Genomic DNA, 14679 nt, shown 5'->3' with positions numbered 1-14679 from the left:
GGTCAGTCCTCCTCGTCCCACTCGGGGGTCATGTTGCGGGCGATCTGGATCTGGTCGTTCGACACGCCGGAGGGCACCATCGGCCACACCATCGCGTCGGCGGAGACCACGAAGTCGATCACCACGGGGCGGTCGTTGATCTCGAGGGCCTGCCGGATGACGTCGTCGACGTCCTCGTCGCGGGTGCAGCGCAGGGCGGCGCACCCGTAGGCGTCGGCGAGCTTGACGAAGTCCGGCACCATGATGCTGTCGTGGCCCGTGTTCAGGTCGGTGTTGGAGTACCGGCCGTCGTAGAACAGCGTCTGCCACTGGCGCACCATGCCCAGCGAGGAGTTGTTGATCACCGCCACCTTGATCGGGATGTTGTTGATCGTGCAGGTGGCGAGCTCCTGGTTGGTCATCTGGAAGCAGCCGTCGCCGTCGATCGCCCAGACCACGCGGTCGGGCTGGGAGACCTTGGCCCCCATCGCGGCCGGGACGGCGAAGCCCATGGTCCCCAGGCCGGCCGAGTTCAGCCACTGGCGGGGCCGCTCGTACTGCACGAAGTGCGAGCTCCACATCTGGTGCTGGCCCACGCCGGAGACGTAGACGGCCTCGGGCCCGGTCAGGGCGGAGATCCGCTCGATGACGTGCTGCGGCGACCCCAGCCCGTCGGCCGGCTGGGGATAGCCCAGCGGATAGGTGGCCTGCAGACTGCTCAGCGCGGTCCACCACGACGAGAGGTCGGGGCTGCCGCCGCGCTCGAACTCCTGGCGCACGGCGGTCACGAGGTCCGGGATGATCTCCTTGACGTCGCCCACGATCGGGACGTCGGCGGTGCGGTTCTTGGAGATCTCGGCCGGGTCGATGTCGGCGTGGATGATCTTGGCCGTGGGGGCGAAGGTCTCCAGGTGGCCCGTGACGCGGTCGTCGAAGCGCGCGCCGAGGGTCACGAGCAGGTCCGCCTGCTGCATCGAGTACACGGCCGGGACGGTGCCGTGCATGCCGGGCATCCCGAGGTTCTGCTCGTGGGAGTCCGGGAACACGCCCCGTGCCGTCAGGGTGGTCACCACGGGTGCGCCGGTCAGCTCGGCCAGCTCCTTGAGCTCGGCGGCCGCGTCGGCGCGCATCGTCCCGCCGCCCACGTAGAGCACGGGCCGCTGGGCCGCGGCGATGAGCTTGGCGGCCTCCCGGATCTGCTTGGCGTGCCCGCGCGTCACGGGCCGGTAGCCGGGCAGGTCCATCCGGGGCGGCCAGGAGAACGTCATGGTGTCCTGCTGGGCGTCCTTGGCGATGTCCACGAGCACCGGGCCGGGACGGCCGGTCGAGGCCAGGTGGAACGCCTCGGCGAGCACGCGCGGGATGTCCTCGGCGCGCGTCACGAGGTAGGAGTGCTTGGTGACCGGCATCGTCATCCCGACGATGTCCGCCTCCTGGAAGGCGTCGGAGCCGATCACCTTGGACGAGACCTGCCCGGTGATCGCGACCATCGGGATCGAGTCCATGTGGGCGTCGGCGAGGGCGGTGACGAGGTTCGTGGCGCCGGGGCCGGAGGTCGCGATGCACACGCCCACGCGGCCCGAGGCGAGGGCGTAGCCCTCGGCCGCGTGACCGGCGCCCTGCTCGTGGCGGACCAGGATGTGGTTGATCTTGTCCGTGTCCATGAGCGGGTCGTAGGTCGGCAGGATCGCGCCGCCGGGGAGGCCGAAGATGTCGGTGACCCCCAGCTCCTCCAGCGCCCGGATGACGGCCTGGGAGCCGGTCATCTCCGTGGGGGCCACCGTGTTGCTCGGGCCCATGACGGACGGGACGGCGGGGACGGACTTCTCCGGGGCCCCGGGGGGCCGGTGGTCAGCGGCGGTCTCCGCGCGCTTGGTGGCCATCAGCGCTGGGCTGATGGGCTGTCCCTTGCTCATGTCAGCAGTCCTTCTGGTCTGGGTGGTTCTGTTCCGGCCGGGAAGTCGGTCCCCCGGGGTGCCGGGCAAGAAAAAAGGCCCTCGCTGCACCGGGAGGTGCGACAGGGCCCGTGCGCTCGACCGGTCGTCGGCTCAGGCCCCGCGTCCGACGAGGACGCGTACCGTGAGCTGGACGACACCGTGGCTGAGTTGCATGGTCCCATGCTCTGCCGCCCGTCCAGGCGTGTCAATCTCCGGACGCCGTGTCCCAAGATGTGAGACACGGCACGTCCAGGACTACCGGTCCCCGGCCGCCGGGACGGCGAGCCGGCCCTCCTGCTGCAGGAACAGCGGGCGCTCCCCCGCGGCGATGCGCTCGAGCTGTGTCCGCAGCAGCCGCCGCACGCGCGGCTTGTACGAGGTGCAGGAGCCCCCGGTGTGCGGCGTGAGGATCGCCCCGGGGGCGCGGAACAGCGGGTGGTCGCCGGGGAAGGGCTCGGGCTCGACGACGTCCAGCGCGCAGCGGAGCCGCCCTGACACGACCTCCTCGGTGAGCGCGGGGGTGTCGACCACGCGGCCGCGGCCCACGTTGACCACCAGGGCGTCGTCGGGCAGCAGGGAGAGCACGCGGGCGTCGACGAGGCCGTCGGTCGCCGGGCTCGCGGGCAGTGCCACCACGAGCACGTCCGCGTCGGGCAGCAGGGCCGGCAGCTCGTCGACCCCGTGCACGGGGCCGCGCTCGTCGGTGCGGGCGCGGGAGGCCACCCGCGTCACGTCGACCTCGAACGGGAGCAGCCGGTCGACCACGGCGGAGCCGATCTCGCCCACCCCCAGCACCAGGACGCGGCTGTCGGCCAGGCTGCGGGTCCCGAAGCGCTGCCAGATCCCGTCGTGCTGCTGCAGCACGGCGCGGTCGAGCTCGCGCTGGGCGGCGATGATCAGGCCCAGGGCCAGCTCGGCGGTCCCGGCGGCGTGCACCCAGCCCGCGGTCGAGAGCGCGAGATCCGGCCCGACGGCCTCCGGCACCCCGTCGAAGCCGGTGCTCTGCAGCTGCAGGAGCCGCAGGCGCGTCGCGGCGGGCAGGGCCCCGATCCAGCGGCCGGTGAAGTACGGGGCCACCGCCATGTCGATCTCGTCGGCGCGGGCCCCCACCGGGTCACCGGCCATGTCCCACAGGACGTAGCGGAAACCCGGGACGCGGGCGCTCAGGTGGTCCACGAGCTGCTGCTCCGGGAGGGAGACCACGCGGAGCTCGGAGAGCGGGACGGACGAGGTGGGCGGCGCCGGGGTCTGTGCGGAGGACATGACCGCCATGGTAGACGTCGGGGCCGCCGGTGGGCGTGGCCGCGGAATGGACAAGCCGGGCCGGGATGGTAGAGTACTTTCTCGTTGCGAGGCGGGGCACGGCGGAAGCCGGCCGGTGCGATTCGGCCCCCGGGCCGAGGCGTGCTAACGTTCTTGCCGCACCACCAGCGCCTCTAGCTCAATTGGCAGAGCAATTGACTCTTAATCAATGGGTTCTCGGTTCGAGTCCGAGGGGGCGCACCACGGAAGGGCCCCAGCGCGGAACGTCGCGGTGGGGCCCTTCGCCGTGCGCGAGCTCTTCGTCGCCCGCCTCCCGTCCGTCACCGGCGGGCCCGTGGCCGCGGTCGACACCGCGCGCACCACCGCCGGGCAGGCACCCGTCCTTCCCGGGCACGGGAGCCGGGCACGAAAAAACCGGGGTCGTCGCCGTGCCCCCGGATGCTCTCGGCAGAGGTCACGTCCTCGTGACCTCGCCCATGGGTCTCGTGCTGGGGTCCCGTCCCCTGGCGACCCGGCCCGCGGGTGGGGGAACCGTGGGCCGTGGCCGGATCAGGGAGCGGCGTCCCCCTGGCTGCCGGCCTCGGCGATCTCGCGCGACTCCTCGGGCGGGGTCGCGTCGGCGGAACCGGCGTCGGTGACGGTTCCGTCCGGCTCGACCCGCAGCTTCCAGCGGGCCCCGCCGAGCGTGGTGATGATGTCGGCCAGGGTGCGGCGCAGGTGCTCGTCCGTGAGCAGCCCGTGGTCCACCAGCTCGTCCTCGAGCTGGGTGGCGGCCTCGAGGATGCGCTGGCCCTCCGGGGTGATCGACACGAGGTGGCTGCGGCGGTCACGGATGTTCTTCGACCGGGTCACGTGGCCGTGCAGCTCGAGCCGGTGCAGCGTCTTGCCCATGGTCTGGGCCTGCACCCGGACACGGTGCGCCAGCTGGGCCTGGGTCATGCTCCCTGCCGTCTTCAGCACGTCCAGGGCCATGACACCCGCGTGGGTCACTCCGAGCGTGGCCAGGCGCTCGTTCCACGCGTGCTCCACGAGCCGGGCCGCGGTCGAGAGCAATCGGTTGGTCGGCCATTGAGTGGTGAAAGGCATGCAAAGCAGTCTACCGACCCGGAACACGGAATACAGCACCATGCTAAGCAAACTTATGAGCATTTCTCTGCGCGTGAACGCAGGGCGGGCCGGGGGGGGGGGGGCGCCGCCGAGGGGTCCAGGATCCCCGGGGGGAGCGCCGGTAGTGTTCGTGGTCCGCGGCCGTCCCGCCGCACCGGCACCGCGACCGGCGGCACGGGCGGCACCACTACCGGAACCACGGAGGAGCATCCCATGGCAGCACGTCTCGAACCGGGCCGGCAGGCCCCCGACTTCGCCCTGCCCGACGCCCAGGGCCGGACCGTCTCGCTCGCCGACCACCGCGGGCGGCGAGTGGTCGTCTACTTCTACCCGAAGGCGTCCACCCCCGGCTGCACCACGCAGGCGTGCGACTTCCGGGACAGCCTGGAGCGCTTCGCCGCGGACGGGTTCGCCGTGCTCGGCATCTCCCCGGACGGGCCGGAGGCCCTGGCACGGTTCGCCGAGAAGGAGTCCCTCACCTTCCCCCTGCTCTCCGACGCCGACCACCGGGTCGCCGAGGCGTACGGGGCCTGGGGCGAGAAGAAGAACTACGGGAAGACCTACGAGGGCCTGGTGCGCTCCACCGTGGTGGTCGGCCCCGACGGCGACGTGGAGCTCGCCCAGTACAACGTGCGCGCCACGGGCCACGTGGCGAAGCTGCGCCGCGACCTCGGGCTCGAGGGCTGAGGCTAGGATGAACGAGGGGCCCGCACGGGCCCCTCGGCGCGAGTGGTGGAACTGGCAGACACGCAGGATTTAGGTTCCTGTGCCCTGACAGGCGTGCGGGTTCGAGTCCCGCCTCGCGCACCCGGCGGTCCCCGGCCCGGGGACCGCCCACGACGACACCCACGACCGATCCGGCGAGGCAGCGAAGGACCCATGGCGCCCAGGCGAATCCCCCGCACCGCGGCCGCGCTCGCGCTCGCCGCGGGGCTCCTCGCCCTCGGCGGGTGCTCCCCCGGGGGCGACGACGCGCCCGGGGCGCCCACCCCCTCCCGGTCCGTGCCGAGCGCGGAGTTCGTCTTCGCCAACGCCGCCGCGGCCCCCACCCTCGACCCGGCCACGGTCAACATCCTGGAGACGTCCCGGATCGGGGCCCAGATGCTCGAGGGACTCGTCTCCGCCGACCCCTCCACGGGAGAGGCGGTACCGGCCCTCGCCAGCTCCTGGAGACGCTCCCCGGACGGACTCACCTACACCTTCGCCCTGCGCGAGGACGTGCGCTTCCACGACGGCACCGACCTGGACGCGGCGGCGGTGTGCGCGAACTTCGAGCGCTGGGAGTCGCTCGCCGCCGACGGGGCGCGGACCCCGTTCGCCACCGTCTTCCGCACCACCGCTCCCGGCACCGAGTCCCTGTACGGGGGGTGCACCGCGGCATCGGCCTCCTCGGTGGTGCTCTCGCTCTCCGCGCCGCACACCCCCCTGCTCCGGGCGCTGACGCAGCCCGCGTTCGGGATCGCGTCCCCCTCGGCCCTCGCGGCCGGCACGCACGAGACGCACCCCGTGGGCACCGGCCCCTTCCGCTACGAGTCGGGGGACGGGACGAACGTGGTGCTCAGCGCGAACCCGGACTACTGGGGCGAGCTCGGGGACATCGGGCGGCTCGAGTTCCGCACGATCGCCGAGCCCGAGCTGCGCTACGTGGCCCTGCGCCTCGGCCAGGTGGACGGCTACGACCAGGTGGGCCTGGACTCCTTCGCCCCGCTCGCCCGCGAGGGCGTGCAGGTCCTCCAGCGCGACCCGTACTCCGTGTCCTACCTCGGCATCAACCAGGACGTGGCGCCGCTGGACGATCCCGACGTGCGGGCGGCCATCGCCGCCGCCGTGGACCGCGGGGCGATCGTGCGCGAGCACTACCCCGACGGCACTCGGGTGGCCGACCAGTTCCTGCCCGCCCGCTTCGCGATGGACGGGACCGACCTGCAGGTCCCCTCCTACAACCCGCAGCGGGCGCAGGAGCTGCTGGCGGCCTCGTCCTACGCCGGCGAGCCGCTGAGGTTCTACTACCCGCGCAACACCTCCCGCACCTACATGCAGGAGCCCGAGAAGGTCTACGCCGACATCGCGGCCCAGCTCGTGCGGGCCGGGTTCGTGGTCGAGCCCGTCCCCGTGGAGTGGTCGGACGGCTACGTGGAGCGGGTCCTGGACCCGGACGGCGACCACGCCCTGCACCTGCTCGGGCTCAACGGCGGATACCGCGACCCGGACTATTTCACGGCCGCGCTGTTCGGCGCCCCGCACGGCGAGTTCGGGGTGGACGCCGCGTCCCTGTTCCGCGCGGTCAACCGCGCGCCGGCGCTGCCCGACGGCGAGGCCCGGTCGAGCGCGTACGCGTCCATCAACAACCGCGTCTCCCGCCTGCTGCCCGCCGTCCCGCTGGCCCATCCGATCTCGGCGGTCGCCGTCGGCGACTCCGTGACGTCCTTCCCCCTGAGCTCGACCGGCTACGAGGCCTTCAACCGGGTGGACCTCGACACCGAGGGATGAGCACGGCCCCCGACGCGCCCCCGGCCGCATTCGGGGATCGTCCGGGCGTGGCGATAGTCTGATTCCGACCATCCACCGGCGCAGCGCCGGGCCTTCAACGGGAGCATCGACTGTGACATCACCTCAGGCAACGGAATCGACCGACGTCCTCCTGATCGGCGGAGGCGTCATGAGCGCCACTCTCGGCGTGTTCCTCAAGGAGCTCGAGCCGCAGTGGGACGTCACGATGCTGGAGCGCCTCGACCAGGTGGGCGCGGAGAGCTCCAACGTCTGGAACAACGCCGGCACCGGGCACTCCGCGCTGTGCGAGCTGAACTACGCCCCCCAGGCAGCCGACGGATCCGTGAGCCCCGAGAAGTCGCTCGGCATCAACGAGCAGTTCCAGCTCTCCCGCCAGTTCTGGGCCTCCCTCGTGGCCGAGGGGAAGCTGCAGGAGCCCAGCACCTTCATCAACCCGGTGCCGCACATGTCCCTCGTCTTCGGCGACGCCCACAGCGACTACCTGCGCCGCCGCTGGGAGGCGCTCCGGCCGAACAAGCTCTTCGAGCGCATGGAGTACACCGAGGACCGCGAGAAGATCGCCGAGTGGGCACCGCTGACCATGCACGGCCGCGGCGCGGGGCGCGTGGCCGCGTCCTGGTCCCCCGAGGGCACCGACGTCGACTTCGGGGAGCTGACCCGGCAGCAGGTCGCCCACCTCCGGGCCCGGGGCGGCGAGGTGCGCTACGGCCGGCAGGTCGTGGACCTTGACCGCCAGGGCGACGGCACCTGGGTGGCGAAGGTCAAGAACCGGCTCAACTCCGAGGGCCACCGGCTCATCCGCGCGAAGTTCGTGTTCGTGGGGGCGGGCGGCGGCGCCCTGCCGCTGCTGCAGAAGTCCGGTATCCGGGAGGCCAAGGGCTACGGTGGGTTCCCGGTCTCCGGGCTGTGGCTGCGCAACTCCGACGAGGACGTCGCCGCCCAGCACAACGCCAAGGTCTACGGCCAGGCCTCCGTGGGCGCTCCGCCCATGTCCGTCCCGCACCTGGACACCCGCTACGAGCACGGCCGCCGGGCGCTGCTGTTCGGCCCCTTCGGCGGGTTCAAGCCCAACTTCCTGAAGCAGGGCTCCTACCTGGACCTGCCCCTGTCCGTGCGCCCGCACAACATCTACCCGATGACCCGCGCGGGCCTGGCCAACCTGGACCTGGTGAAGTACCTGCTGAGCGAGCTGGCCAAGTCCAAGGGCCAGCGGGTCGAGGCGCTGCAGCAGTTCTACCCGACCGCCGACGGCCCGCAGTGGGAGCTCGTCGAGGCCGGGCAGCGCGTGCAGGTCATGAAGCGGGACAAGGAGAAGGGCGGCGTGCTGCAGTTCGGCACCGAGCTCATCACCGCCGCGGACGGCTCCATCGCCGGGCTGCTCGGGGCCTCCCCGGGGGCCTCCACCGCCGTGCCCATCATGCTCAACCTCCTGGCGAAGTCCTTCCCGGCGCGGATGTCCGGGTGGGAGCCGCGGATCAAGGAGCTCATCCCGTCCTACGGCGTGAAGCTCAACGACAACCCGCAGCTCGCGGACGAGGTCATGGGCCGCACCGCCCGGGTGCTCGGCATCAACTGACACCGCGACGCCCCGCACGGCTCCGCCCGCGGGACGAGGCCCCGGACCGCAGGTCGGTCCGGGGCCTCGTCGTCGTCCGTCCCGCCCCCGTGGCCGGGCCCGGGGGGCCCGGTGACCTGTCGGTAGGCGGCGGTACCCTGGGGGGCGTGCGCCCCGGCCCCGGCCGGGACGACCTCGACCTTCCCGCCCCAAGGAGCAGAGTGTTCTCCCTCGCCCGCGCATCGATGGCCAACCGCGCCCTGATCGTGCTCATCACGCTGTTCGTCGCCCTCTTCGGGGTGCTCAGCATGCGGTCCATGAAGCAGGAGCTCATCCCGTCCCTCGAGATCCCCGCCATCAGCGTGGTCTCGGCGATGCCCGGCGCGTCCGCGGAGGTCGTCGACGAGCAGGTGGGCCGGCCCCTCGAGCGCGCGCTCAACATCGTGGAGGGCCTCGAGAGCTCGACGTCCACCTCGCGCGGCGGGCTGTCCAACATCCAGCTCGGCTTCGAGTACGGCACCGACCTGGACCGGGCTCGCAACCAGGTGGAGCGGGCGATCTCCAACGTGCGCACGCAGCTGCCCGACGACGTCGAGCCCACCGCGTTCGCCGGCTCCGTGGCGGACTTCCCCATCGTCTTCCTGGCCGTGTCCTCCGACGAGGAGCTCAGCCCGCTCGCGGCCGACCTCGAACGGCTGACGGTCCCGGACCTGCAGAAGATCGAGGGCGTGCGCTCCGCCGAGGTCAGCGGCGCCCCCGACCAGGTCGTCTCGATCCTGCCGGACCGGGCCGACCTCGCCCGGGCCGGAGCCACGCCCGCCGACATCCGCACCGCCCTGGAGGAGAGCGGCGGCCTGGTGCCCGTGGGCACCGTGGACGACGGGGCCACGACCCTCCCCGTCCAGGCCGGCTCCCCCCTCGATTCCCTCGAGGCCGTGGAGAACGTCCCGCTGCCCCTCCCGGAGGACGCGCCCGACGGCGCCGAGCCCACCACCGTCGGCGAGGTGGCCACCGTGGAGCTCGACGAGCAGGAGCAGACGTCGATCACCCGCACCAACGGGGACCCGACCCTGGCACTGTCCGTGACCAAGACCCCGGACGGGGACACCGTGGGGATCTCGCAGGCCGTCGAGGAGATGATCCCCGAGCTCGAGGAGGACCTCGGCAACGGCGCCGAGATCACCGCGGTCTTCGACCAGGCCCCCTACATCGAGCAGTCGATCGAGGACCTCACGGTCGAGGGACTCCTCGGGCTGGCGTTCGCCGTGCTCGTCATCCTGGTGTTCCTGGCGTCGCTGCGCTCGACGCTGGTGACCGCGATCTCCATCCCGCTGTCCCTGCTCGCCACGTTCATCGGGATCAACGCCCTGGGCTACTCGCTGAACCTCCTGACCCTGGCGGCGATCACCCTGTCCGTGGGGCGGGTCGTGGACGACTCCATCGTGGTGATCGAGAACATCAAGCGCCACTACGGGACGGTCGACCTCCGCACCGACCCCGCCAACGCGAAGCGCCGGGCCATCCTCACCGCCGTGCGCGAGGTCGCGGGAGCGATCACCGCCTCCACCCTCATCACGGTGGCGGTGTTCGTGCCCATCGCGTTCGTGGGCGACGTGACCGGCGAGCTGTTCCGCCCGTTCGCCTTGACCACGACCATCGCGCTGCTGTCCTCGCTCGTGGTGTCCCTGACCATCGTGCCCGTCCTCGCGTTCTGGTTCCTGCGGGACCCCCGTCTGGTCCGGCGGGGCCACCGGGCGCCGGCGCACCGCCCCGCGCCCTGGGCCGAGCCCGCGGCCGGCACCGCGGCCGGGACGCCGACGCGGCTGGCCCAGGGCTACCTCCCGGTCCTGCGCGGCACGCAGCGCCACCCGTGGGCCACTCTCGGGGTGAGCGTGCTCATCCTCGGCGGAACGGCCGCCCTGCTGCCGGTGCTGCCCACCAACCTGCTCGGGGACACGGGGCAGAACACCATGACGATCGAGCAGGACCTGCCGCCCGGCACCGCGCTCGCGGTGACCTCCGAGCAGGCGAGCCGCACCGAGGAGGTGCTGGACTGGACCGAGGGCATCGAGGACGTGCAGGTCACCATGGGCCCCGGCGGTGGCTTCTCCGCGTTCCTGCCCGGCAGCGGCACCAACAGCGCCACGTTCTCCGTGACGACGGACGCCGCGGTGGACCAGGAGCGGCTGCGCCGCACCGTCGGCGAGCGCCTGGACCGGCTGGAGGGCGCCGGGGAGTTCTCGGTGCAGGGCGCCCAGGGCTTCACAAGCAACGACGTCGAGATCTCCGTCAGCGCCACGGACCAGCCGACGCTCGTGGAGGCTGACGAGGCCGTGGTCCGGGCCATGCGGGAGCTCGGCTCCGCGGGGCAGGTCACGAGCAACCTGGCCGCGACCCAGCCCACCGTGGTCGTCACCGTCGACCGGGCCGCCGCCGCCGCGCGCGGTCTGAGCGAGGAGCAGGTCACGGGCGCGCTCGCCGGCACCGTGAACCCCCTCCCCGCCGGGTCCATCGACCTGGACGCCGACTCGGTGGCCGTGACCATCGGCGAGGGCCTTGCCGTCGAGGACGTCGAGGCGCTGCGGGCCCTGCCGGTGCCGGCGGCGGGCGGGACCGTCCGGCTCGGCGAGCTGGCCGAGGTCGAGGAGGCGCTCACGGTCGAGACCATCACGTCGAGCAACGACCAGCGCACCGCCACCGTGGCCGTCACCCCGGCCGGCGACGACCTCGGTGCCACGAGCAACGACGTCCAGGAGGCGCTCGCGGACCTGGACCTGCCCCAGGGCGCCTCGGCCGAGCTGGGCGGGGCCGCCACGGAGCAGGAGACCACGTTCCGGCAGCTGGGGCTCGCCGTGCTCGCCGCGATCGCGATCGTCTACGTGGTGCTCGTGGCCACCTTCAAGTCGCTGGTCCAGCCGCTGATCCTGCTGGTCTCGATCCCCTTCGCCGCCACGGGCGCGGTGCTCGCTCTGCTGGCCTCCGGGGTGCCGCTGGGGCTCGCGTCGCTGGTGGGCGTGCTGATGCTCGTGGGCATCGTGGTGACCAACGCGGTCGTGCTGATCGACCTCATCAACCAGTACCGGGGAGGGGAGCACCGGATGGTGCTGGGGGAGGCCATCGAGAAGGGCGCCGCCCGCCGGCTGCGGCCCATCGTGATGACGGCCCTGGCGACCATCCTGGCGATGACGCCCATGGCGCTGGGGATCACGGGCCAGGGCAGCTTCATCTCCCAGCCGCTGGCCGTGGTGGTGATCGGCGGGCTGATCTCCTCCACCCTGCTGACGCTGGTGCTCGTGCCGGTGCTGTACCGGCTCGTCGAGGCGCGCAAGGAGGAGCGGCACCGTCGCCGTGAGGAGCGGATCACCGCGCTGACCGGGTCCGGGACGGGCTCCGCGCGTCCGCCGCGCGGGACGTGACGCCGGGCACCGTGTGCTCTTTCGTGGACGTTTGCTATAGAAAATACAGGAGGGAGCACGCCGTCCTGCTGTGCGCAGGAGCCCCGGGCGTTATCATCTCCGCAGGTCACGCCGGGAATTGCGGGCGGCACGGGGCCCGTGCGCCGCGCGGCCGGACGGAGCATCCCCCGAAAGGGGGGACACCGGGGCGCCGCACGCCGATGTAACCGGGTCGTAGCATTAACGTGTGCCCCGCAGAGAAACAGATCGTGTGCAGAACAGCGCCGACGCCTGGGAGGCCCTCTTCAGGGCCCAGGTGACGGTCATGCGGCGTCTCCAGCGCCAACCCGAGTTCGCGGAGCTGTCCGCCCGCGAGTACGACGTCCTGTTCAACCTCTCCCGCTCCGACGAGTCCGGCATGCGCCTCAACGAGCTCAACGAGTACGTGCTGCTCACCCAGTCCAGTCTCAGCCGGATGCTCGAACGCCTCGAGCTCAAGGGGCTGGTGCACCGCTGGCAGGACCCGCAGGACCTGCGGGGGCTGCGGATCCGGCTGACCGACCGGGGCCGGCAGATGCAGGTGCAGATCGCCGAGCAGTTCCGGCTGCACGTCCACGAGCTGATGTCCGCGGGCCTGGACCCGGAGGAGCTGCGGATCCTCACCCGCCTCGCCGACCGCCTGCGCGAGGCCGTCAACGACCTGTGAACCGGTCCGCCCGGCCGTCCTGCAGCGGGAGGACGACCCTGGCCCGCGGGTCCTCGTGCGCGGGCGCGGAGGACTCCGCGGACACCCGCATCCCCCCCAGCGTGATCGCCCCCTCGAGGGTGGTCAGGAACGCCGTCTCCGAGGCGTCCGCGCCCGTGGCGATGCGCACGAAGTCCGTGCGCGGAGCCAGGCCCGTGGCGTCGAGGACGTACCAGGCGCCGTCGTCCCAGGCCTCGACCACCGCGTGGAAGTCCATGGGGGACAGCCCGGGCGCGTAGACCGACACGAGCCGCGCCGGCACCCCGAGACCCCGCAGCAGGGTGATGAGCAGGTGCGCGTAGTCGCGGCAGACACCACGCCGGGTGAGGAACGTGTGCACGGCGGTGTCGGTGGCCGTCGAGGAGCCGGCCACGTAGTCCAGGTGCTCGTGCACCCAGTCCCGCACCCGCTGGAGCGTCTCGTAGCCGCCGCCCCGTGCCCCGGGGAAGAGCGCGTCGGCGGTCCCGGCCATCTCGTCGAACGGGCAGAAGCGGCTCGGGCGGGTGTAGCGGACGTGGTCGACGCTCTCCGCCGGCGGCGGAGAGCCCGCGTCGCCGTCGAGCTCCAGCGCGTAGGACACCGTGCACTGCGTGCCGCCCGGCACCCGGGCCAGGTGCAGCCGGGTGCCGTGCAGGTCCTCCGCCTCCTCGAGCTCCACCTCGGCCCCGTCGACGCGCAGGCTCAGGCGCTCGCCGGGACGGCCGCGGCCACCGGTGCGCGCTTCCGCGAGGGAGAACACCGCCAGGTGGTCGGTCTCTGACGCGAAGTCGACCTCCGCGGAGACGGTGCGCCGGGTGGTGGGCACGGATGGCCTCCTGGTGTGCTGGGACGGACGGCGGACCGATCGCCCGCCCGGTCCATTGTCGCCCACCGGCGCGATCATCAGTACACTGATGCACGAGACATCCCCCACACGCCCCGCCGCCGGCCGGAGCCCGCGCACTGCACCCGGCGGCCGACCGCGAAGGACGCAGCATGGCCCAGGACACCACCCAGGACAGCCGCTCCAAGGAGCGCACCGCGCCGGACCCCGAGGACTCCCGCAAGCCGGACAGCCCCACCGAGATCAGCAAGCCCTCGTGGGGCTACGTCGTCAAGCGCGCGCTCTCCGAGTTCTCCAAGGACGACTGCACCGACCTCGCCGCGTCGTTGACGTACTTCGCAGTCCTCTCCCTCTTCCCCGCGCTGCTGGCCATCGTGTCCCTGCTCGGTGTGTTCGGCCAGGGACAGGCCACCACCCAGGCGCTCACGGACTTCCTCTCCCAGTACGCTCCGGCCGAGCTCGTGACCCTGCTCGAGGGCCCGATCAACAACCTCACCACCAGCACCGGCGCCGGGCTCGCCCTCCTCACCGGTCTCCTGGGTGCCCTGTGGACGGCCTCCGGCTACACGGGGGCCTTCGGCCGGGCCATGAACCGCATCTACGAGGTCGAGGAGGGCCGGCCCGTCTGGAAGCTGCGGCCGATGAACATCCTCGTGACGCTCATGCTGGTCCTCATCGTGGTCCTGATCATGCTGATGCTGCTCATCTCCGGCGGCATCGCCCAGTGGGTGGGCGACCTCGTCGGCCTCGGCAGCACGGCCGTGACGGTGTGGAGCATCGCCAAGTGGCCGGTGGTCGTGATCCTCGCGATCGTGCTCATCGCGGTGCTCTACTACTTCACGCCCAACGTGCAGCAGCCCAAGTTCCGCTGGATCAGCATGGGTTCGATCGTCGCCCTGCTCGTGGCGGCCCTGGCGGCCGCGGCCTTCACGTGGTACGTGATCAACTTCGCCTCCTACAACGCGACCTACGGCATCATCGGCTCCGTCATCATCCTGCTGCTGGGGCTGTGGATCATCAACAACGTGCTGCTGCTGGGCGCCGAGATCGACGCCGAGGTCGAGCGCGGCCGCCAGCTGCAGGGCGGGATCAAGGCCGAGGAGACCATCCAGCTCCCGCCGCGCGACACCCGCCAGGTCGACAAGAAGGAGAAGAAGGAGGAGAAGCTCGTCGACCAGGGCCGGAAGCTGCGCCTCGAGCACGAGCAGCTCGACTACTCCTCCCACGACTCCTCCGACGACTCCGGCCAGAAGTCCGGGAACGACTCCGAGAAGGTCTCCGGCAGAAGCTGACGACCACCCCCGGGTCCGGGCGACCGGCGGCACGCATGGAGCTCCTGGAGCTCGGCGACAGACCTGGCGGCG

The 14679-nt window shown here is 72.0% G+C and carries 10 protein-coding genes and 2 tRNA genes; 8 read left to right on the top strand and 4 right to left on the bottom strand.

Annotated features, from left to right (window positions below):
- Positions 1–2: 2 nt before the first annotated feature.
- A complete protein-coding gene (locus tag ACH9D2_RS11795; RefSeq protein WP_396362998.1) occupies positions 3–1895 on the bottom strand; it encodes an acetolactate synthase large subunit in 1893 nt (630 codons plus the stop codon).
- A 276-nt stretch (positions 1896–2171) separates the two neighbouring features.
- Positions 2172–3179: an NAD(P)-dependent oxidoreductase gene (locus ACH9D2_RS11790; RefSeq protein ID WP_396362997.1), complete on the bottom strand. Its 1008-nt coding sequence runs from the start codon at positions 3177–3179 to the stop codon at positions 2172–2174.
- A 167-nt stretch (positions 3180–3346) separates the two neighbouring features.
- Here ACH9D2_RS11790 and ACH9D2_RS11785 point away from each other — a divergent pair.
- Positions 3347–3422: transfer RNA gene (locus ACH9D2_RS11785), tRNA-Lys, on the top strand.
- A 306-nt stretch (positions 3423–3728) separates the two neighbouring features.
- Here ACH9D2_RS11785 and ACH9D2_RS11780 read toward each other — a convergent pair.
- A complete protein-coding gene (locus ACH9D2_RS11780; RefSeq protein ID WP_396362996.1) occupies positions 3729–4265 on the bottom strand; it encodes a MarR family winged helix-turn-helix transcriptional regulator in 537 nt (178 codons plus the stop codon).
- Between the two features lie 234 nt (positions 4266–4499).
- Between ACH9D2_RS11780 and bcp the strand changes: the two genes are divergently transcribed.
- The 6 genes from bcp to ACH9D2_RS11750 all read left to right on the top strand — a co-directional run bounded on the left by bcp (position 4500) and on the right by ACH9D2_RS11750 (position 12453).
- Complete coding sequence (gene bcp / locus ACH9D2_RS11775) at positions 4500–4973, top strand: thioredoxin-dependent thiol peroxidase (RefSeq protein WP_396362995.1); 474 nt, start codon at positions 4500–4502, stop codon at positions 4971–4973.
- Between the two features lie 36 nt (positions 4974–5009).
- Positions 5010–5093, top strand: a tRNA-Leu gene (locus tag ACH9D2_RS11770).
- Between the two features lie 72 nt (positions 5094–5165).
- Positions 5166–6776 (top strand): ABC transporter substrate-binding protein, encoded by a 1611-nt coding sequence (locus ACH9D2_RS11765; RefSeq protein WP_396362993.1) that lies wholly within the window; start codon positions 5166–5168, stop codon positions 6774–6776.
- 112 nt (positions 6777–6888) lie between these two features.
- Positions 6889–8373 (top strand): malate:quinone oxidoreductase, encoded by a 1485-nt coding sequence (locus tag ACH9D2_RS11760; RefSeq protein ID WP_396362992.1) that lies wholly within the window; start codon positions 6889–6891, stop codon positions 8371–8373.
- Positions 8374–8573: 200 nt separating this feature from the next.
- The gene (locus tag ACH9D2_RS11755; RefSeq protein WP_396362990.1) at positions 8574–11768 is read left to right on the top strand and encodes an efflux RND transporter permease subunit; all 3195 of its coding nucleotides are present in this window, start codon (positions 8574–8576) and stop codon (positions 11766–11768) included.
- A gap of 226 nt (positions 11769–11994) precedes the next feature.
- Positions 11995–12453 (top strand): MarR family winged helix-turn-helix transcriptional regulator, encoded by a 459-nt coding sequence (locus ACH9D2_RS11750; RefSeq protein ID WP_396362989.1) that lies wholly within the window; start codon positions 11995–11997, stop codon positions 12451–12453.
- Here ACH9D2_RS11750 and ACH9D2_RS11745 read toward each other — a convergent pair.
- Positions 12440–13297, bottom strand: a complete 858-nt coding sequence (locus tag ACH9D2_RS11745; protein WP_396362988.1) for a transglutaminase-like domain-containing protein — start codon at positions 13295–13297, stop codon at positions 12440–12442. The genes ACH9D2_RS11750 and ACH9D2_RS11745 overlap by 14 nt on opposite strands.
- A 170-nt stretch (positions 13298–13467) precedes the next feature.
- On the opposite strand from ACH9D2_RS11745, the gene ACH9D2_RS11740 reads away from it, so the two are divergent.
- Positions 13468–14607, top strand: a complete 1140-nt coding sequence (locus ACH9D2_RS11740) for a YihY/virulence factor BrkB family protein (RefSeq protein WP_396362987.1) — start codon at positions 13468–13470, stop codon at positions 14605–14607.
- Positions 14608–14679: the final 72 nt, after the last annotated feature.

It is taken from the genome of Kocuria rhizosphaericola, assembly GCF_044462205.1.
Classification (GTDB): Bacteria; Actinomycetota; Actinomycetes; order Actinomycetales; family Micrococcaceae; genus Kocuria; species Kocuria rhizosphaericola.
Note: the sequence above shows the minus strand (reverse complement) of the source record. Positions and strands in the feature narration are given on the sequence as shown.